Origin of the sequence: Clostridium sp. 2218st1_F5_2218SCRN_220325, assembly GCF_039062665.1 — a bacterium.
Taxonomy (GTDB): domain Bacteria; phylum Bacillota; class Clostridia; order Peptostreptococcales; family Peptostreptococcaceae; genus Intestinibacter.
In genome coordinates this window covers 94733-114641 of the sequence record NZ_JBCLNH010000009.1, presented here as the reverse complement: position 1 = coordinate 114641, position 19909 = coordinate 94733, and the positions used below count along the sequence as shown (strand labels likewise).

Here is a 19909-nt window from a genome sequence, read left to right as displayed (position 1 = left end):
CCGTCAGCCACACCTATAGTAGTAGTAGTTTTACCTTCTCCTGCTGGAGTTGGGTTGATAGCTGTAGTTAATATTAACTTAGCTTTCTTTTTCCCATTATCTTTTTTAAGTAAGTTGTAGTCAATTTTAGCTTTATATTTACCATATAACTCTAAATCGTCTTCTGTTAATCCTAATTTCTTTGCAATTTCTCTAATATCTTGAGGTTTAGCTTCTTGAGCTATTTCAATATCTGATTTGAATCCCATAATAAACATCCTCCCACAATTTGAATTTTTAAAATAAATACGTTTTAAATAAATAGTCTGGCAGATCGAAAATATATTATATTTCGACTTGTTATTATAAATTTATTATAGCCCAATAAATACTAAATATATGTTGTTTTACCAACAAAACGTCATTCTTTTAACATGTTTTTTCTTGCACTTTGTATATTTTTTTGTATGTTTTATTTATACATGTGCTCTATATATTATACCCATAACTTTATTTATAACAAGAGAATTTATTTTATTATAACTATCAAGAAATAGTGATTTAAGTGCTTTGAAAATTTTTTAGAAATTTTTTAGAAAAGTGTATAAGATTTTTTTTCCTGCCAATAATATAAATGTATTCCTCATAATATTCCCCCAATATTATAAATACGTAATAGGAGGCAATCTAGATAATTCTGGGTTGTCTTCTTTTTTGCAAAAAAATAAGATTATTCTTTGCGTAGCAAATAATCTTATCCAAATAAATATAAATAAACTATGTAATTAAATTATAGTACTAAAAATTTATTTTTCCCACAATTTTATAAAATTTAATATTTCTATAACAATTATTAGTTATAAATAAATATAATTATTTACATAAAAAAACAGCTCCTATATATAAATATAGGAGCTATTTTTTCATCACTTTAAAGGGCTATTTTGTTAACCTAAATTAACTACTGAAATAATAGTAACATATTTTATAAGGATTATCAATATAATTTGATACTAATTCTCATTTTTTGTTAATATTTTTTATTTTAAGAAATAGATAGCCATTTTCAATTCATAATATTTTATCAAAATATTTTCTATATATTTTTTAATCTTCTATAAAATAATAAAAATCATCACAACCAGATTCAGCAAAATCATATAATACATTTTGCTCAAAACACATTGCATCATCAAATGATATATAATCTTTGTAGTTTGCTATTAACAATTTATTTATATAATCTCTGTCTCTTTTTGAATAAGTTCCAACATATAATTTATCTTCCATTACATAATAAACTGCTTTTAAGTCATTATTTATTACATATACATTTTGTTTTACATGATTGTTATTAAAGTTAAATCTAGTGAAGAATGTCCCCTCGTCTAAATGGCTTTTCATCATAAAAGGATTATCTGTATAGAACTTGTCCACAAACTCGTCGTATTCTTTTAAATTATAAATATCTACAAACTCATTTTTAGATATTTCATCAAATACTTGGAAATCATAAAGTGGCTGTTTATCAGTAACAAATATTGATTTTACTTTGTATTCATCATTCTCTTTTTCTATATTAAATGCGATTTTACAGACATAATAACCATCGCTATCTTCATAAATTGGCTTACTTATATATCTGCCATTACCTTTTTCATAAACTGTATTTTTAAGAAGTGTTCCATTTATATTAGTAATATGCATATATGCAGTTTCTTCATTTTCACAGAAATATCTAAGTGCTTCTCTATCCCACGCAATAAATCTCATAGTCATGAAGTTTATAAATTCTACTTCGCTAGTCACTTTTCTGCATAAAATAGGGAACATCTCTTCCATTGTAACTTCTGTTTCGTAATTTTCTATTATATTCATATAATACTCTTCACCATCTGGAAGTGGCTTTTCATATTCTAAATTTTTGCGTCCAAAGTACTGGATTAAAAATAGAGCTCTATCTTCAGATATAAATATTCTATTTTCTCCTAATCCCCCCATTAATCGCTCTTCTTCCATATATGCTTCTTGTTTTGTAGGATTTTCTAATCTTACATAATCACAAAAACCTAACCCTTCACAATCTAAAAGATAGTATTCAAATACTTCGTTATTTTCATCGCTATATTTTGTAATAAGTCCCATACTTCCCATAAGTCTAGACCTTGTTATTTTTGCATATTCAAAATTCATATATTCTCCTCTCTAATCTTATCTAAAAAGTCTTTATCTTTAATTATTAGTTCTATTTTTAAATATAATACAACTATAATATATCATTTTAATTATATTTTATAGTCTTAGTATATTATTTACACAAAATATAATATAATATAAGAAAGCATAATTAGGGGTGATCTTTATGAAAAATACAGCAGCCTTTTTTGATATCGACGGTACAATCTATAGGGATTCGCTTATGGTTGAACATTTCAAAAAACTGATTAAATATGAAGTTGTTGATGAAAAAGCATGGGTTGACAATACGAGAGACATTTTTATGACTTGGGATAGAAGACAAGGAAATTACGACGATTATCTTCTAAACTTGTGTGATTTATATGTTAAATCACTAATGGGATTAGATAAATCAGCAATAGATTTTGCAACAGACCAAGTAATCAAATTAAAATCAGAAAGAGTTTATACTTATACTCGTTCTAGAATTAAGTGGCATTTATCACAAGGTCATAAAGTTATATTTATCTCTGGTAGCCCCGATTTTCTAGTAAAAAAAATGGCGGAAAAATATAATATTACAGATTATCGAGGCAGTATATATGTATTTAAAGATAATGCATTTACTGGTGAAGTTATCCCAATGTGGGATTCTGTAAGCAAAAATAAGGCTATTGACGAACTTGTTGAGAAGTACAACTTAGACTTAAATCAATCATATGCTTATGGAGACACAAACGGTGATATTAATATGTTGAGACGAGTTGGTAATCCAATTGCCATAAATCCTACAAAGGAGCTTTTACTTCACATAAATCAAGATGAGACATTATCAAAAACTACTAAAATTATAGTAGAAAGAAAGGATATAATCTACTCTCTTGATCCAAGTGTGAAATTATATGAAAATGATTTATAAAATTTAATCGAGGAGGATTAATTAATTATGAAAAAAATATTTAATATTATAGAAATACTTAGCGATTTAAAAGATTTAGAAAAGAAAATCTATCTAGATTCTCCAGAAGTATTTGTTGATTTTGCGGACAGAATTTCTGACAATAATCTAGATGAAATGGTTCTTTTCTTTGCAACTAAATACGACTATCTTTCAATAGTCAAATTCATTTTAGATAATGATATAATCAACTTGAATAATCCTTCTAAAAATCAAGAGTATGCTACTATAAAAGAACATATTTTAGCAGCTGCAGTACAATTTAATGCAAAAGATATTTATGATTATATATTAAACTTCGATAGTTCTAATAAAAATAAAGAAGAAAGTAATCCTGAAGATGAATTAGAAACTTTCTTAAAAACTATGGGAGAAAAATTATCTGATTTATGCGGTCAAGTTGACTTAGGTGGAGCTTATTATGGTGGTCAAAGTGAACAACCAAAAAAAGAAGAAAAAGCAAAATCTACTCCTAATAAAACTGATAAAACTGAAACTGTTAAAAAATCAGAAGAGACTAAAAAAGAATCTACACCTACTGAAAATACGGATACAAAAGAAAATACTAATATAAATGGATATGAACCTAAATTCATATGTCCTAATTGTAGTTGCAACATCTTTGAATCTGGTTATTCAACTGTAGAAAAGGTAAATTATAAATATTCTAAAGATGGTAAAGGATTAGTAGTTACATCAAAAGAACAAGAAAATGGAGTAAATTGTTCAAAATGTGGATACACTATAGAACAGTTAAATCCTGCATTTTTGGAAAATATATGCACAGTTCAAAACTGTAAAAAATGTGGTAAAGACCTTACTGCTGCCGGTATAGTTACGAAAATGAAAACTGAGTACGATAATGAATCAAATAGTTTCATAACATCTAAGAAAAGTTTCCACTGTGCTGAATGTGATACTGAGTTAACTGATTACCAAGTTAATTACTTTAAATTATAAAATTAATTATTAAAAAATAACTTTTTATACGAAACTGTGAGTTAAATAATCTATTTTTCTCACAGTTTTTTTTGTATTCACCTTAATTTCCATAATTTTACACATAATATGTTTTTGTGCTAAAATATAAGTAATTCCATACTTTCCAAGTATGAATTTTATATTTTATTTTAAAGGAGAAGTTTTATGAATATAAGAAATTTAATCGATAAACTGGCAGATACACATATATTAACTAAGGAAGAATTAGTTTATATAATAAAAAATATAAATGATGAAGATAGAAAATATCTACATAAAAAAGCATCCTGTCTAAGGGATAAATACTATAGCAATAAAGTTTATTTAAGAGCTTTAATCGAGTTCACTAATTATTGTAAAAACGACTGCTATTATTGTGGAATTAGAAAATCAAATAAAAATGCCGACAGATATAGACTCTCTCTAGATGAAATTATGCAATGTGCTGATATTGGTCACACTCTTGGATATAATACTTATGTCTTACAAGGTGGCGAGGACCCATATTTTACTGATGATAAAATTGTAGAAATCGTAAAATCAATAAAATCCAAATATCCAAATTGCGCAGTTACACTATCTATAGGTGAAAAAAGTTATGAATCATATAAAAAATACTATGATGCAGGTGCAGATAGGTATTTACTTAGACATGAAACTGCAAACGAAGAACATTATAAAAAACTTCACCCAGGATGTATGTCACTCCAAAACAGAATTCAATGTTTAAGAAACTTAAAAGAAATTGGTTATCAGATAGGTGCTGGATTTATGGTTCATTCGCCTTATCAAACATCAGAAATTTTAGCAGAAGATTTACTATTTTTAAAAGAACTAGACCCACATATGGTTGGAATAGGCCCTTTTATCCCACATCACGATACTCAATTTAAGAATGAACCTGCAGGTACTGTTGAGGAAACTACACTAATGCTATCATTAATTAGATTATTACTTCCTACTTGCCTATTGCCAGCAACTACAGCCTTAGGAACAATAGATCCAGTAGGTCGTGAAAAAGGATTTGATGCCGGCGCTAATGTTGCCATGCCAAACTTATCACCTACTTCTTCTAGAAAAAAATATGAACTTTATGACAATAAAATATGCACAGGAGATGAGGCAGCAGAATGTCGTCACTGCATCGAAAATAGAATAAATATTGCGGGATATGTACTAGATATGTCTCGTGGAGATAATATAACTTGGACAAGAAAATAATATAATTAAAAGCTAACTATAGATTGTATTTTTGTTTTAGTTAAAAAAATTCGCTTCGCTCATAGCGCCAACGAATCGAAGATTCCATTGCTTTAGTTAATAGGTTAGAAATTAAAAAAATAGCTGGAATAACTTAAATTTAAAGTTATATTCCAGCTTTTATATTAGTTATTATACTTGTATTTTATATACTAACTAAGGGATACCATTTTTATAAGTTATCCTGGGGATATGGCAAGCCTTTGGCCTGACTTGCCATAGTGAGTTTTTCACTTTGTTAAGAGTTATTTTATATAAATCTATTCAAATAAAGTTGTTGATAAATATCTTTCACCAGTGTCTGGTAATAAAACAACTATATTTTTGCCTTTGTTTTCTGGTCTTTTAGCTAGCTCTGTTGCAGCGTAAATTGATGCACCAGATGATATACCAACCAACAAACCTTCTGCTTTTGCTACTGCTCTCGATGCATTAAAAGCATCTTCATTTTCAACAGGAATTATTTCGTCTACTATATCTAAATCTAAAACTTTAGGTACAAATCCTGCACCTATACCTTGAATCTTGTGAGGTCCTGGTTTATGACCAGAAAGTACTGCTGATGTAGCTGGTTCTACTGCAACTATTTTTGCATTTGGATTTTGAGATTTTATATATTTTCCTATACCTGTGACTGTTCCTCCAGTACCTACACCTGCAACAAATATATCGACCTCTCCATCTGTATCTCTCCATATTTCTGGACCAGTAGTTTCAAAATGGATTTTAGGGTTAGCTTCATTTTCAAATTGTTGTGGAATAAATGCATTTCCATACTCTTCTTTTAATGCTTCTGCTTTTGCAATAGCACCCTTCATTCCTTCTACTCCAGGTGTTAATACTACTTCTGCTCCTAATGCAGAAACTATTCTTCTTCTTTCTATACTCATTGTTTCTGGCATAGTAAGTATTAAACGAAGACCTTTTGTTGCAGTAACAAATGCCAATCCTATACCAGTATTTCCACTAGTAGGTTCTATTATTACTGTATCTTTATTAATTTTACCTTCCTTAATAGCAGTTTCTATCATTGCATTTGCAACTCTATCCTTTACACTTCCAAGTGGATTGAAGTATTCAAGTTTCGCTATTAAATTTGCTTCTAATTTATTTTCATCTCTATAAGTTCCAAGTTCAAGTAAAGGTGTATTTCCTATTAAATCAGTTAGTTTTTTAGCTATTTTAGACATTTTATTTTCCTCCTAAAGATCTTTCAATCTTTTTATCTATATATCTACTATTTAACAGATTTAAATGCTTCTTCTAAATCTTGTATAATGTCATCAATATGTTCTGTTCCTATTGATAAACGTATAGTATTTGGTTTTATACCTTGTTCTAATAATTCTTCTTCATTTAATTGTGAATGTGTTGTAGATGCTGGATGTATTACTAATGATTTAACATCTGCCACATTAGCAAGTAATGAGAATAATTCAAGATTATCTATAAAATCTTTTGCTTTTTGAGCATCTCCTTTTATCTCAAAAGTAAATATTGAACCTGCACCATTTGGGAAGTATTTTTTATATAATCTTTGTTGTTCTGGATCATCTGTTATAGATGGATGATGAACTTTTTCAACTTGTGTATGATTATTTAAATATTCAACAACCTTTAATGCATTTTCTACATGTCTTTCAACTCTTAGTGATAAAGTTTCTAATCCTTGTAAAAATAAGAATGCATGGAATGGTGAAAGTGTAGCTCCTGTATCTCTAAGTAATATAGCTCTTATTTTTGTTACAAAAGCTGCTGGTCCAACTGCTTTCGTAAAGCTTACTCCATGGTAACTTGGATTTGGGTCAACTAAGCTTTGGAATTTGCCAGATGCTTCCCAATCAAATTTTCCTCCATCTACTATTACTCCACCGATTGTTGTTCCATGACCTCCTATAAATTTAGTTGCAGAATGAACAACTATATCTGCACCATGTTCTATTGGTCTTATTAAATAAGGTGTTCCAAATGTATTGTCTATCACTAGAGGTATTTTGTGGTCATGTGCTATTTTTGATATTGCTTCTATATCAACTACATCTGAGTTTGGATTTCCTAATGTTTCTATAAATACTGCTTTCGTATTTTCTTTTATTGCATTTTCTATGGCTTCTTTATCCGCTGGGTCAACAAAAGTAGTTGTTACACCGTATTCTGGGAATGTATGTGCTAAATAGTTATATGTTCCCCCATAGATATTATTAGCTGCTACTATATGATCCCCATTTTGAGCTAAGTTTTGGAATGTATAAGCTAGTGCTGCTGCTCCTGAAGCTACAGCTAATGCTGCTACCCCACCTTCAAGTGCTGCCATTCTTTGTTCAAATACATCTTCTGTTGGATTAGTTAATCTTCCGTATATATTCCCTGCATCACTTAATCCAAATCTCGCAGCTGCATGGTCACAGTTTTTAAATACATATGAAGATGTTTGGTATATTGGAACTGCCCTTGCATCTGTAACTGGGTCTGGTGATTCCTGACCTACATGAAGTTGTAATGTTTCAAATTTTAACTTTCTATCTTTTCTACTTATTTTATTTGACATTTTGTTATCCCCCTGTATATAAATATTTATTTCAATCTTTATATTTTCCATTTCCTACCTGTTCAGTATGCTTTAATAGTAGTTCATAAATCCTACTATGTCAATATGAAATATGGTATTTTTTTACATTTAAATTTTTGCACAAAAAAACCGCTTAAAATCTTAGTTATTTTAAGCAGTTCTATATATTTCTTAAATAATATAATTATTATTTTTATTTATTTGCCATTGAACCAAATCTTCAAGTGTCACATTGTCGACAACATCACTTATAGCCTTATCTAACATCTTCCATAGCTCCAATGTAGCACATTGTGCTTGTCTACTACATTGATTTATATCATCATCTAAACATGTTACAGGACTTAAACTTCCCTCTGTTAATCTAAGTATCATCCCTGCTGTATATTCTCTTGGATGTCTTGCTAGTCTGTGACCTCCTTGAGGACCTCTAACACTTTTTATGTACCCAGCTCTATTTAGTATAGATATTATTTGTTCTAAATATTTCTCAGAAATCTCTTGTCTTTTAGCAATGTCTTTTATTCTTATACATTTCCCCTCGTCATTTATTGCCAAGTCAATCATTAGACGTAATGCATATCTTCCCTTTGTTGAAATTTTCAAATTACCCATCTCCTTAAAAAATATTTTACCCTTAAAAAAATAAGTTTTTTAACTTAACAAACCTTTGTTTCGTATATTATTATTTAGTATAACATATTTTTTTGAACAAACAAAAAGGACCCATATATTTTTTTTGGAGGGGTCCAGTTCGTTAGGTTTGGTATATTATTTTTTGCTCTAAAGCTATAGATAATTACAATCTCAATAATATAATTATGTTATATAATTATATTGCTTATTTTTTAATTATTTATTTGTATATATTATTTAATAAAACAATATATTTTTTGCTAGTTTAATTTGATTAACTAGATATTTTCAATTATAATTATATCGTCAAGATAACTTTATTTCTATCAGTATCTTAACGAAAAAATATCAATATATTAACATATAAGGGGTGAATTTTATGCGTCCTAATAAAATGGTTTTAAATGACAAATTAGAAGATATTAGTATTGAAAAAATGTATTCATTCCCCTTTGAAGTTAGTTTTAGTGAAATTAGAAATTTTTCTAAAGGTTATGTTAAACTTCATTGGCATGATGAAATACAAATATCAATTGTAACTAAAGGGTCTATAGAGTTTATAGTTGGGGAAAAGTCATATATTTTAAAGAGTGGTCAGGGAATTTTTATAAATACACAAAGAATACACATGGCTAAAAGTGTTGGTGATAAAGATTGTATCTATCATTCTGTAATATTTAACCCTAAGTTATTAAAAACTTTCCCTGGAAGCATAATTGAACAAAAGTACATCGACCCCGTTATTACAGCAGATAATTTAAATTCAATTGAAATTTATGGGGAAAATAAGTGGGAAAAAGAAGCATTAAAATTCATTATGGATATAATAACTGCTGACATATCAAAATCTAGAGGATATGAATTAGAAATTTATATAAATTTAATGAGATTTTGGCTTTTATTAGTACTGAATGAAAATGATATATTTTCTCAAAAAACGGAACCCAAACCAATCAATGAAGAAAGGGTCAAAGATGTTTTATCCTTTATTCATAAAAATTATAGTAATAAAATCACTCTTCAAGATATTGCTGATTCTGTATTTGTTAGTAAAGGTGAGTGTTGCAGATTTTTCAAGAAATCACTTAAAATGTCACCTTACGATTATCTAATTAATTATAGAATTAACGAAAGTATGAAATTATTAAAAAATACCAGCTTTTCTATACTAGATATTGCTGAAAATGTAGGGTTCAACAATGTAAGTCATTATATACAAATATTCAAAAAGAAAACAGGTCAAACACCACATGAATATAGAAATTCATAAGATTTAAATATATAAAAAGAGATATCCATAATAAATAATTAAATTATAATAGATATCTCTTTTAAATTTATTTTTCAAAAATATGTTTTAGCTTTTGATCATAATAATCTATAAATAAAGAATAAACATAATCATATATTAAAAATACTACTTCAAATAATAAGACTAGATACCACTTTGAAGGTACATATACAAATTGTTTTGCAATAAAATATAATATTACTAAAGCTATATTTGCGTAAAGTAACTTAAGTATATATTCCAAAATTATTGGTCTATCTTGTTCTATTAAAAATTTAATCAATCCATATATGCCAAATGTAAGTGTATATATAGCCCAATGAATTTTATTTGCCATTGCTATAAAACTAAGTATTACAGATGCTAGATAAAATACTATGCCTGTTTTTGGCCCCCAATTCATAATAACAATAGCAATAGGAAGAGATGCTAAACCCAACAGAAAAATAGTATTTGTTTGAAATAAATTAACCATTAAAAATATCGTAACATCTACTGCCAAAAGCATCCCTGTATATGCAATTTTTCTGCCCATTTAATCAATCCTCCCTTAAATTAAAACTTGTGACAATTATTTTAACAACAGCTTATTAAGTCGCCTCCACAACATTCACAACATTGATCAGCGCACCATAATTGACACAATGTATCACAACAGTCATCACCACAACAACAGCAGCAACAACCATTTGAATCATTTCTTTTTCTTCGATTGTAGTTATATGAGTGATTATTATAGTCGTTTCTATATTGGTTATATTGATTAAATGCATGACTATATTCTTCGTTTTTTGGCTCCATAGTGGCCGCTGTTTTTATATATTCTTCACCTTCATCATAATATCCAATATTCATAGCTGATAGTCCAGTTAGATAGTACCATTCACTACACTTATTGTTTATCTTTTGAAGTAAATCATATGCTCTTTGAAATTCCTTCTTAGCCATCAGACTTCTTATATCTCCAAATTGACCTTGATATACATTACTATACATTTGTTTCACACCCTTCCTCTAATATATGTTTATATCTTAAGTAAACTCCAGAATATATTATGTTGTCTATTATAGCTTTATTAAATTCAAGATTTAAATTTTCTATATTTTTAGCAACCATTCCTAAAGACATACTTATTAACCTATCTACTTTATTTTTTAACTCTTCTTTTTTATCTATATAATCCATAAATGGATTATATCTTTTATTTTTATAATCTTCTTCTAAATCTTCATATGCATCTAGTATGTAGATATACTTTCCTAAGTTAAACCCTATGTTTCTTAAAGTTTGTTCATATTCATCTTTTTTAAATACAAATATTTCTCCCATTAAGTTTCCAAATGTATTTGAAACTCTATCAATACTTTTTGATTTTTCATTTTCTAATTCTCTTAAATTTAAAAGTTGTTGTTTGATATATTCTGCCTTCTCGGGATATTTTTCATACGCTGATTTTAATTTTCCTTTGTAAATTGCATATGCTAATTTATCTTTTATTGTATTGTCATCATATAAATTATCTTCTAATTTGTAATATGATAAAAGTATATTCATACTTGCTGCGTATTCAGTTATTTCATTTACTATACGCATTTTTTTCTTTAATGGATTAGCAATACATCTCTCTTCTGTAACTTTTGATTCCACTTTATAAAGAGCTGTTAAAATTACTATTAAAAATGTTATATCGTAATTTAGTGATAATCTTGAAATTTCACCATGGTTTTCTTTTAAATATTTACACAAACCACAGTAATACCCTTTATAATAATCATATTCTCTAAATGTCAAATCCATCTTATTTATTCTTATATAACCAAACATGATTTTTCCTTCCTTTGACATTTTAACTTTTTAATATTAGTATATCACTTTAATATAGTTTTAATTTATTACAATATATTAAGAAATCTAGCTTTATAATTGCTTATTTGCAATAATTTTATACTATAATTTTTAATATAAAGATTATAATTTCTAATAAAAGTAGGTGATTAATATGACTTTACAACAATTAAAATATGTGCTTGCTATAGCTGATAAAGGCTCTATCAACGAAGCCGCCAAAAGTTTATTTATATCCCAGCCAAGTCTTTCAAATTCTATAAAAGAGCTAGAACAAGAATTACAAATTACTATTTTTGTACGAACTAATAGAGGTATGACTCTTACAAATGAAGGATACGAATTTATCGGCTATGCAAGACAAGTTATTCAGCAATATGAAATACTCGAAGAAAAATATATTGAAGATAAGTATGCTAAAAAACACTTCTGCGTCTCTACCCAACATTATGGTTTTGCTACAAACGCATTTATATCATTAATACAAAAATATGGTGGTGATAAATATGAATTCTCTATTAGAGAGACAAAAACCTTTGAAATTATTGATGATGTAAAAAATTTACGCAGCGAAATCGGAATTATATATTTAAGCAATTATAATAAAAGCGTACTGCAAAAAATTATTCGTGAAAGCAATCTTAAATTTTTATCTCTAATAAAAGCTAAACCTCATATATTTATAAGCGAAAATCATCCCCTTGCATCTAAAAAAATAGTTACACTAGAAGACCTCGAGGAATATCCTTGCTTATCATTTGAACAAGGAACATATAATTCATTTTACTTTTCAGAAGAAATATTAAGTACTCGAAGCGTAAAAAAGAGTATAAAAATTAGTGATAGAGCTGCAATATTTGACTTTATGGTTGGACTTAATGGATATACAATTTCTTCTGGTATGTATCCTGCTTATTTTTTAAGTGGTAGAAAAATTATATCCATACCTCTTGATGTTGATGAAGTTATAAATATCGGTATAATTTATCATAAGGACATTACTCTATCTAATATTGGACAAATATATTTACAAATGTTAAAGGATCTTTTAAATAAATAATTGCTTGGACAATTATTTTTATAAAAATCCATACTACAAATCGTAATCAAAAATCATTCTTTTTCATCATTTTAATAAAAATAATTATATGTTTTTAGTATTTGTATTTTATAAATTTATTATTTTCTTAACTATAGTTTTTAACTATATCAAGTTATATTTTTTTAGTTATACTAATATACAGTCCTATGAAATTACAATTATATTAAGAAGTAAATCTCATTTCTATAATATTTATAATACTTCTCAAAAATAAATAACCTACAAAAGTACTTTACAAATCAAAATTTTTTTAGTATAGGTTATGTGTTCACAGAGGTTGTGAAAATTCTGAAACTTTATCAAGACTACAAATTTCTTCACAGTAAAATTTATATAATAAATATTCATATTAAAAATAAGGGGGTTTTAATAATGGATAATAAAAAAGGATTTGCAACTACATCAATTCATGCAGGGCATCACAAAAACGCTGCTGGTGCTTTATCATTGCCAATATATCAAACTTCAACATTTGTATTCGAAAGCGCTGAACAAGGTGGAAAAAGATTTGCAGGCGAAGAAGAAGGATACATATATTCCAGATTAGGAAATCCAACTAATACTTCTTTAGAAGAAAAAGTCGCTGCTTTAGAAGGTGGTGAAGCTTGTGCCTCTACTTCATCTGGTATGGGTGCTATTGCTGCTACATTATGGACAGCATTAAAAGCTGGTGACCATGTTCTTGCTTGTGATACGCTTTATGGCTGTACTCAATCATTGATGAGCAGTGGTTTAACAAAATTCGGTATCGAAGTAGATTTTGTTGATTTATCTGATTTAGATTTAGTTAAATCCAAAATAAAAGATAATACTAAAGTTGTTTATCTTGAAACACCTGCTAATCCAACTTTAAAAATCTGTGATATTGAAGGAATTTCAAAGATTGCACACGAAAAAGAAGGCACTATAGTTGTTGTAGACAATACTTTCTGTTCACCATATATCCAAAGACCACTTGAATTAGGTGCAGATGTTGTCGTTCACTCTGCTACTAAATATATAAATGGTCATGGTGATGTTATCGCCGGTTTAGTAGTTGGTAAAAAAGATTTTATAACTGCTGTTAAAATGGAGGGTATCAAAGATTTTACAGGTGCTGTACTAAGCCCTAATGATGCATTCTTAATAGCTAGAGGTCTTAAAACTCTTCCAATAAGAATGGAAAAACATTGTGAAAATGCAATGAAGGTAGCAGAATTTTTACAAAATCACCCTGCTATTGAATCTATACTTTATCCTGGATTAAAAGACTTTCCACAATATGATTTAGCTAAAAAGCAAATGTCTCTTCCAGGTGCTATGCTTTCATTCGAAGTTAAAGGTGGAATCGAAGCTGGTGCAAAATTGATGAATACTCTAAAACTTTGTACACTAGCTGTTAGCCTTGGTGATGCAGAAACATTAATAGAACATCCAGCATCTATGACTCATTCTCCTTGTACTCCAGAAGAAAGAGCTGCTGCAAATATTACAGATGGTCTAGTAAGACTTTCTGTCGGTCTTGAAGATGCCGATGATATAATCGCTGATTTAAAACAGGCATTAGATAAATTAGTATAAAAAAATCGCTTCGCTCATGGCGCCAACGCCTTCGTCCGTTGCTTAAAAGTTAATAGGTTGGAAATTATACATTATCCAAAAACCAGATAATATATAATTTCCTTAGAATAAAAAAACCATGGGTTATCTTAACCCATGGTTTTTTATTATCTTAAAAAGAAATAATAACCTAAAAGTATTATACCAAGTATAATTCTATACCATCCAAATACTTTGAAGTCGTGTTTCTTTATGTATCCAACAAGGAATTTGATTGCTAGTATTGATACAATAAATGCTACTATACTTCCTACAGATAGTATTAACTTTTCAAATCCTGTAAATACAAATCCGAATTTAACTAATTTAAGTAAACTAGCCCCAAACATAACAGGTATTGCTAAGAAGAATGTAAACTCTGCTGCTACTTCTCTTGATACACCTATTAATAAAGCCCCTAATATTGTTGCTCCTGAACGTGAAGTCCCTGGGAAAACTGCGGCTATAACTTGGAATAAACCAATTATTATAGCCATTTTTAATGTTAATTGATCCATATCTGTTGCCACAGGTATTTTCCCTTTGTTGTAGTTTTCAACAACTATAAAGAATATACCAAATAAAATTAACATTATTGCTACTGTTTGGAAATTATAAAATAACTCGTTAACCTTGTCATCAAATAATAATCCAATAACTGCTGCTGGTAAACATGCAACAACTACTTTAATCCACATTACAATTATGCTCTTTTGTACAAATGGTTTCTTTTTAAATGAAAAAGGAAAAATCTTTTTCCAATATAAAACTACTACCGCCATGATTGCACCTAATTGTATAACTACAAAGAACATTTCTTTAAATGCAGGAGACATATTTAGTTGTAAAAATTCATCAACTAATATCATATGTCCTGTACTACTTACTGGAAGCCATTCTGTAATCCCCTCGATTATACCCAGGATAATGGCTTTAATTATTTCGATAAACTCCATAATTCACCTCTCGTTATTTTTTATTTATTTTTCAATTTTTACATTAAAATATCCTGCTAGAAACAGGATATTTCACTTTCTTATTAAAGTAATCTTTTTAACACCTATAGTATAACATTAAAATATATAATTTTTATTACAAATAATTAAATTTTTGATTAACTTTAGTCTATGAATGTTACTACATCTTCTAACGGAAGTCTTGGTGGTTGTGGTGTACTCATATCTTCTGGAACACCAACTGGTATTAATGCCATTAATTCTCCTTTTGTCTCATCATGGCCCATAACTTCATATATTTTATCTCTAGAATGTATAGGTCCTGTCATATAACAAGCTCCATATCCCATATTTGCAGCTGCTAATAATAAATTTTCTACTGCTGCTCCTATAGTTTGTATCTCAGCTTGACTAGAAGCTACCATATCATATAATTCTTTACATTCTGGTTTATCTTTTAATATTTTATATTCTACTGTTTTATATGGTTTTGCATAAACTAAGATAAGAACTGGTGCATTTTTAAATACTGTGTAGTATTTTAAAAACTTGCTCATATTAGTTTGGTCTTTTTCATTATCTGCTAAATTGGCAATTTCCATATGTCTATCGCCAACAACTTTTGCTATTTCGTCTATTTTCTCTTTATTTGTTATAACATCGAAATGCCAGTTTTGTTGGTGTTTTGCTGATGGTGCATAAGTTGCAGCCTTTAACATTTCGATTAAGTCTTCTTTTGGAATTTCTTGATCAGTAAATTTTCTGATACTTTTTCTCTTATATATAAACTCTAAGTTTGTCATTTCCATATCTCCTCATATTCCAATTTTAAATAATAACAAAATCTATTTTATACCAATTATAAATTTTTTACTATAATCTTTTAAAATTTTCCTATGTATATATAAAAAATACAAATAATACTTTTTTTATTAAAGTTCAAATCTAGTTATATTTCCCTTTTCATCCTGTAATGATAAAACCTCTAACCCCGGATAACTTCTAAATAACCATTTTATTTCTGACATCGCTCTACTCACCTGTTGTTTATTCATCTTCTTGATAAACATACTGTATGTTATTTCTTCAAATTCTTTACTAGTCATATAATTTCTTATAAATGTATAAGCAATTGTATTTGGAATATTACTTACATTTCCCTTCCCTCGATTGTATTTTTGTGTATACATTTTCATAAAAATCCCTCCCAATTTATATTAAATTAATTTATGCCTTATATATATTTATTTTTACTATTTTTGTTTTATGAGCATAAATTTAGGCAAAAAAAATTCACTGCGTTCATAGTGCCAACAATTTCTTCCGTTGCGTAAGTTAATAAGTTAGAATTAAAAAAAGCCTGTATAAAAAATTTATACAGGCTTTATAATTTATCTATTAAGTTTATTAAGATACTCTTTTAGATTGATCTAAATCATTATCATCTAATTTATATTTTTTCCATGCTTTAAATGTAAATATCATAAGTGTAGTTACATTTATTCCGCAAAGCACAAACATAAGTAAGTCTACTGCTTCAAACACTACATTTGCACCGAATACCGCTAATGTACCTGCTGCAAATACTAATACTAAATATATTGCTATATTTGTGTTTATATGGTTAGACTTAAATAATTTTGTCATATAGTAGTATGAACCTAATATTGTAGTTAATGCAGATAAAACAGTAAATAATGAGAATACTATTAATCCGAAAACTCCCGTTACATCTTGTGCAGTTTCAAATAATTGAGTTAATCTTGTTATTGTATCTGCTGGGAAGTGAATTATTCCATTACGTACACCATATGACGCTATATAAGAAGTAACTACTATAGATACAAATACTGTTACTATTGTAGGTATTAATGCTATCATAGCTGCTTCTCTAGGCTCAGAATCAGATTCTTGTGCAGCCATAGCTAATGCACCTAAACCAGTTTCAGCAGTTTGGATTATCTTTTGCATACCTAATATAAATCCAAGTGGAACACCAAGCATTGCATTAACAGGGTTCATCATACCTTGAATCATTCCATTTAGGTAAGTTGGTATGTATGATGCTGTTTTAATTACGAATATTGTAAAGAATATAAAGTATGCTGCAACTGCTGTTCCTATCATGTATGTCATTGCATCCATAAACACTTCATGTCTTTTAGATAGTACTAATAATGCTACTATGATTATTACTGGTACAACGATAAATAAATATCTTTGCATGAAAGTAGTTTCTATTCCCATGAATTTAGATGCAACTATAGCACTAACTGAATCTATACCACTAAATTGGAAACCACCAAATCCAAATACAGATAATGCTACGAAACATACTGCATATACCATCCCTAATTTTGGACTTATTAAGTATGATATATATTCTTTTGGTGTTTTACCCATTATTTTTGAGTTTAATGTTTCTGAATAAGAAACTGGAACCATTATTAAAGCTCCTATTAATGCCCATATTGCTAGTGCCTCTATGTTATATTGTCCTGCTGCATATAATTTTGATAATGCACCCATAACACCTACAACGGCACCAGTACCGATCATAGCACCAAGAGATATCGCCGCTGGTCCTATAGCATTTTTAAGTTTTAATGTAGATGGTTTTGTTGCTTGTTTCTGTACTATGAAGATAGTTCTTATTGAAGTTATTGCACCTACTACCAGTATAAATGGTAAAAATATAGGCCATATTGTATCAGAAACAACAGTTATAATATGTTCTAATTGTGATAAAAAATTAGCCATTTAATTATGTCTTCGCTACGTATAAATAGTAGCTCTCCTTTCCTTTATATTTTTCCTTATTTTCCATATTATGGATATAATACTTAATCTTTACTTGTCGACAATAATTTACTAGATACGACATGAAGTCATTTTAACATATTATTTACTTAAATTTCAATGAAATTGTGTAACCTTGTTAAATCCATTATTTCACATATATTTATTGTTTCTTGGAAACGTTATTTTTATACATTTATACTGATGAAATCTGCCCTATTTTGATGTTTATATTGTCTTATTGTATATTTTTTCTACTTTTGCCTCTTGAAATTTCATGCAAATGTGTTATGCTAAAAACAACCATTTTTAAATTTATTTTAAATTTAGTTTAATCAGCAATTTTATTTTGTTTTTTTTATGTCTATATTGCTTATTATTCGGTAATAATAAATAAACAATACTTATAATAAAAAGGAGAAATAATAATGGAAAATACAAATACTAAAAAACCATTTTTTTATGGTTGGGTTATAGTTGCGGCGTGTATGTTAATTCAAGCTGTTCCTTATGGTGTAGCAACGAACGTACAACCCCAATTCATCAACTTTGTAACTAATGGAGAAGGATTTACACTAACTCAATTCTCTTTATTATTTACAATCGGTACAATAGTATCAGCACTTGCTTCACCTTATATAGGTAAAGTTTTATCTGATCCTAAAACAAATATAAAATTAGTTTATATCATAGGTTCTATATTATGTGGTGGCGGATTTGCGCTTTTCTCATTTGCTGGTGGTAACTTATGGGCTTATTACGCTATATCAGCTTTAGTTCAAGTTGGTACTTCTATCGTATCTGCTATAGGTGTTCCATTACTTTTAAACTCATGGTTTAAAGAAAATAAAGGTTTAGCAATGGGTCTAGCATTCTGTGGTAGTGGTATAGGTAATATATTCTTACAACAAGTTGCTGCTAGATTACTTAGTAATCCAAACTATGGTTATGCAAAAGCATACTTTATATTTGGTATATTCTCTCTTGTAGTATCACTTTTAATTTCTATATTTATGGTTAGATTACCAAAAGGTCCATCAGAATTAGCTGCTAATGTACCTAGAAAGAAAGCACAACAAGGAGAAAATACAAAAACTACTTTAACTAAATGGGGATATACTCTTAAAGAAGTAACAAAAATGAAATTATTCTGGGTATTAGCAGTTGGATTTATATTTGTAGGTTTCTATGTAAGTGGTATGTCAGTACAATACACATCTTATTTATATAAATTAGGATTTAGTGCTACTTATGTTGCTAATATTGGTTCAATATTCGCCTTCTTCTCTATACTAGGGAACTTATGTGGTGGTTTATTCTTTGATAAATTAGGTATCAAAAAGACACTTTTATTATCAAGTGTTATGGTTGTTCTTTGCGGAATATCTTTAGTATTTATACCTGGTATACCTGCTTTAGGATACTTATTTGCAATACTTTTAGGAATAACTATATTTGCATATATAATTGGACCATCTTACTTAACAGGTGCTCTTTTTGGTGATAGAGAATTTGGTACTATATTAGGTATAGTTCAAGTATTCTTCGCTATAGGTTATGCACTTGGTACAGTTCTTTTCGGAATAAGTGTTGACACATTTGGTTATTTAACTTCTTGGATAATTACAACAGGTTATGTTGTTATAGCATATGTTTGTTTATTAATTGCCTCAGTTGGTATATTAAAATACAACAAAGAAAACAATGTTGTTGAAACTAAAAAAATAGTTTAAGCTTTATAGACAAAAATAAAAAACTCTACAAATATTAAAAAAT

General features: G+C 28.4%; 19 protein-coding genes. 7 read left to right on the top strand and 12 right to left on the bottom strand.

Going from position 1 to position 19909, the window contains the following annotated elements; translation table 11 throughout:
* Both ABCM86_RS07425 and ABCM86_RS07420 read right to left on the bottom strand, forming a co-directional pair.
* On the bottom strand, positions 1-248 hold a 248-nt coding region (locus tag ABCM86_RS07425; protein WP_343003776.1), incomplete at its 3' end, for a formate--tetrahydrofolate ligase.
* Between the two features lie 838 nt (positions 249-1086).
* A complete protein-coding gene (locus ABCM86_RS07420; RefSeq protein WP_295676475.1) occupies positions 1087-2172 on the bottom strand; it encodes a hypothetical protein in 1086 nt (361 codons plus the stop codon).
* A 169-nt stretch (positions 2173-2341) separates the two neighbouring features.
* On the opposite strand from ABCM86_RS07420, the gene ABCM86_RS07415 reads away from it, so the two are divergent.
* The 3 genes from ABCM86_RS07415 (at position 2342) to hydE (ending at position 5317) form a co-directional block, all read left to right on the top strand.
* A complete protein-coding gene (locus tag ABCM86_RS07415; protein WP_295763929.1) occupies positions 2342-3076 on the top strand; it encodes an HAD-IB family hydrolase in 735 nt (244 codons plus the stop codon).
* 27 nt (positions 3077-3103) lie between these two features.
* The gene (locus tag ABCM86_RS07410; RefSeq protein WP_343003775.1) at positions 3104-4075 is read left to right on the top strand and encodes a hypothetical protein; all 972 of its coding nucleotides are present in this window, start codon (positions 3104-3106) and stop codon (positions 4073-4075) included.
* 192 nt (positions 4076-4267) lie between these two features.
* Entirely contained in the window at positions 4268-5317 is a 1050-nt protein-coding gene (gene hydE, locus ABCM86_RS07405) for a [FeFe] hydrogenase H-cluster radical SAM maturase HydE (protein WP_343003778.1), read from the top strand.
* 299 nt (positions 5318-5616) lie between these two features.
* Here the strand turns inward: hydE and cysK are convergent, their stop codons facing one another.
* The 3 genes from cysK to ABCM86_RS07390 form a co-directional block, all read right to left on the bottom strand.
* Positions 5617-6546: a cysteine synthase A gene (cysK, locus tag ABCM86_RS07400; RefSeq protein ID WP_343003774.1), complete on the bottom strand. Its 930-nt coding sequence runs from the start codon at positions 6544-6546 to the stop codon at positions 5617-5619.
* A gap of 47 nt (positions 6547-6593) precedes the next feature.
* A complete protein-coding gene (locus ABCM86_RS07395; RefSeq protein WP_343003773.1) occupies positions 6594-7904 on the bottom strand; it encodes an O-acetylhomoserine aminocarboxypropyltransferase/cysteine synthase family protein in 1311 nt (436 codons plus the stop codon).
* Between the two features lie 192 nt (positions 7905-8096).
* Positions 8097-8531 carry an Rrf2 family transcriptional regulator gene (locus tag ABCM86_RS07390; RefSeq protein ID WP_343003772.1) on the bottom strand — a complete coding sequence of 145 codons (435 nt, stop codon included), beginning with the start codon at positions 8529-8531 and terminating at the stop codon, positions 8097-8099.
* A 409-nt stretch (positions 8532-8940) separates the two neighbouring features.
* On the opposite strand from ABCM86_RS07390, the gene ABCM86_RS07385 reads away from it, so the two are divergent.
* Positions 8941-9831: a helix-turn-helix domain-containing protein gene (locus tag ABCM86_RS07385; RefSeq protein ID WP_195931749.1), complete on the top strand. Its 891-nt coding sequence runs from the start codon at positions 8941-8943 to the stop codon at positions 9829-9831.
* A gap of 67 nt (positions 9832-9898) precedes the next feature.
* On the opposite strand, the gene ABCM86_RS07380 is transcribed toward ABCM86_RS07385, so the two are convergent.
* From ABCM86_RS07380 to ABCM86_RS07370, 3 genes are read right to left on the bottom strand one after another with little or no spacing between them, the layout of a single operon-like run.
* Positions 9899-10387, bottom strand: a complete 489-nt coding sequence (locus ABCM86_RS07380; RefSeq protein ID WP_195931748.1) for a hypothetical protein — start codon at positions 10385-10387, stop codon at positions 9899-9901.
* A gap of 41 nt (positions 10388-10428) precedes the next feature.
* Positions 10429-10848 (bottom strand): hypothetical protein, encoded by a 420-nt coding sequence (locus ABCM86_RS07375; protein ID WP_195931747.1) that lies wholly within the window; start codon positions 10846-10848, stop codon positions 10429-10431.
* Positions 10841-11677, bottom strand: a complete 837-nt coding sequence (locus ABCM86_RS07370) for a DUF5685 family protein (RefSeq protein WP_343003771.1) — start codon at positions 11675-11677, stop codon at positions 10841-10843. Before ABCM86_RS07370 ends, ABCM86_RS07375 begins: the two co-directional genes overlap by 8 nt.
* Before the next feature lie 175 nt (positions 11678-11852).
* Here ABCM86_RS07370 and ABCM86_RS07365 point away from each other — a divergent pair, with 175 nt between their 5' ends.
* Together ABCM86_RS07365 and megL are read left to right on the top strand one after the other, a co-directional pair.
* Positions 11853-12758, top strand: coding sequence for a LysR family transcriptional regulator (locus ABCM86_RS07365; protein ID WP_343003770.1), 906 nt, complete (start codon positions 11853-11855; stop codon positions 12756-12758).
* A 414-nt stretch (positions 12759-13172) separates the two neighbouring features.
* Positions 13173-14360 carry a methionine gamma-lyase gene (megL, locus tag ABCM86_RS07360; protein WP_295676458.1) on the top strand — a complete coding sequence of 396 codons (1188 nt, stop codon included), beginning with the start codon at positions 13173-13175 and terminating at the stop codon, positions 14358-14360.
* A 146-nt stretch (positions 14361-14506) separates the two neighbouring features.
* Here megL and ABCM86_RS07355 read toward each other — a convergent pair whose 3' ends face one another.
* The 4 genes from ABCM86_RS07355 to ABCM86_RS07340 all read right to left on the bottom strand — a co-directional run bounded on the left by ABCM86_RS07355 (position 14507) and on the right by ABCM86_RS07340 (position 18094).
* Positions 14507-15334, bottom strand: a complete 828-nt coding sequence (locus tag ABCM86_RS07355) for an undecaprenyl-diphosphate phosphatase (RefSeq protein WP_343003769.1) — start codon at positions 15332-15334, stop codon at positions 14507-14509.
* Positions 15335-15498: 164 nt separating this feature from the next.
* Positions 15499-16137, bottom strand: coding sequence for a nitroreductase family protein (locus ABCM86_RS07350; RefSeq protein ID WP_343003768.1), 639 nt, complete (start codon positions 16135-16137; stop codon positions 15499-15501).
* A gap of 129 nt (positions 16138-16266) precedes the next feature.
* Positions 16267-16530, bottom strand: coding sequence for a hypothetical protein (locus ABCM86_RS07345; RefSeq protein WP_195931424.1), 264 nt, complete (start codon positions 16528-16530; stop codon positions 16267-16269).
* 211 nt (positions 16531-16741) lie between these two features.
* Entirely contained in the window at positions 16742-18094 is a 1353-nt protein-coding gene (locus ABCM86_RS07340; RefSeq protein ID WP_343003767.1) for an alanine:cation symporter family protein, read from the bottom strand.
* A gap of 467 nt (positions 18095-18561) precedes the next feature.
* Between ABCM86_RS07340 and ABCM86_RS07335 the strand changes: the two genes are divergently transcribed.
* Positions 18562-19866 carry a conjugated bile salt MFS transporter gene (locus tag ABCM86_RS07335; RefSeq protein WP_343003766.1) on the top strand — a complete coding sequence of 435 codons (1305 nt, stop codon included), beginning with the start codon at positions 18562-18564 and terminating at the stop codon, positions 19864-19866.
* Positions 19867-19909: the final 43 nt, after the last annotated feature.

Excerpts from the sequence above, each read along its gene's own strand:
- ABCM86_RS07420 (WP_295676475.1), bottom strand. The coding sequence starts at position 2,172 with ATGAATTTTGAATATGCAAAAATAACAAGGTCTAGACTTATGGGAAGT.
- ABCM86_RS07415 (WP_295763929.1), top strand. The coding sequence starts at position 2,342 with ATGAAAAATACAGCAGCCTTTTTTGATATCGACGGTACAATCTATAGG.
- ABCM86_RS07410 (WP_343003775.1), top strand. The coding sequence starts at position 3,104 with ATGAAAAAAATATTTAATATTATAGAAATACTTAGCGATTTAAAAGAT.
- cysK (WP_343003774.1), bottom strand. The coding sequence starts at position 6,546 with ATGTCTAAAATAGCTAAAAAACTAACTGATTTAATAGGAAATACACCT.
- ABCM86_RS07395 (WP_343003773.1), bottom strand. The coding sequence starts at position 7,904 with ATGTCAAATAAAATAAGTAGAAAAGATAGAAAGTTAAAATTTGAAACA.
- ABCM86_RS07385 (WP_195931749.1), top strand. The coding sequence starts at position 8,941 with ATGCGTCCTAATAAAATGGTTTTAAATGACAAATTAGAAGATATTAGT.
- ABCM86_RS07380 (WP_195931748.1), bottom strand. The coding sequence starts at position 10,387 with ATGGGCAGAAAAATTGCATATACAGGGATGCTTTTGGCAGTAGATGTT.
- ABCM86_RS07375 (WP_195931747.1), bottom strand. The coding sequence starts at position 10,848 with ATGTATAGTAATGTATATCAAGGTCAATTTGGAGATATAAGAAGTCTG.
- ABCM86_RS07370 (WP_343003771.1), bottom strand. The coding sequence starts at position 11,677 with ATGTTTGGTTATATAAGAATAAATAAGATGGATTTGACATTTAGAGAA.
- ABCM86_RS07365 (WP_343003770.1), top strand. The coding sequence starts at position 11,853 with ATGACTTTACAACAATTAAAATATGTGCTTGCTATAGCTGATAAAGGC.
- megL (WP_295676458.1), top strand. The coding sequence starts at position 13,173 with ATGGATAATAAAAAAGGATTTGCAACTACATCAATTCATGCAGGGCAT.
- ABCM86_RS07355 (WP_343003769.1), bottom strand. The coding sequence starts at position 15,334 with ATGGAGTTTATCGAAATAATTAAAGCCATTATCCTGGGTATAATCGAG.
- ABCM86_RS07350 (WP_343003768.1), bottom strand. The coding sequence starts at position 16,137 with ATGACAAACTTAGAGTTTATATATAAGAGAAAAAGTATCAGAAAATTT.
- ABCM86_RS07345 (WP_195931424.1), bottom strand. The coding sequence starts at position 16,530 with ATGAAAATGTATACACAAAAATACAATCGAGGGAAGGGAAATGTAAGT.
- ABCM86_RS07340 (WP_343003767.1), bottom strand. The coding sequence starts at position 18,094 with ATGGCTAATTTTTTATCACAATTAGAACATATTATAACTGTTGTTTCT.
- ABCM86_RS07335 (WP_343003766.1), top strand. The coding sequence starts at position 18,562 with ATGGAAAATACAAATACTAAAAAACCATTTTTTTATGGTTGGGTTATA.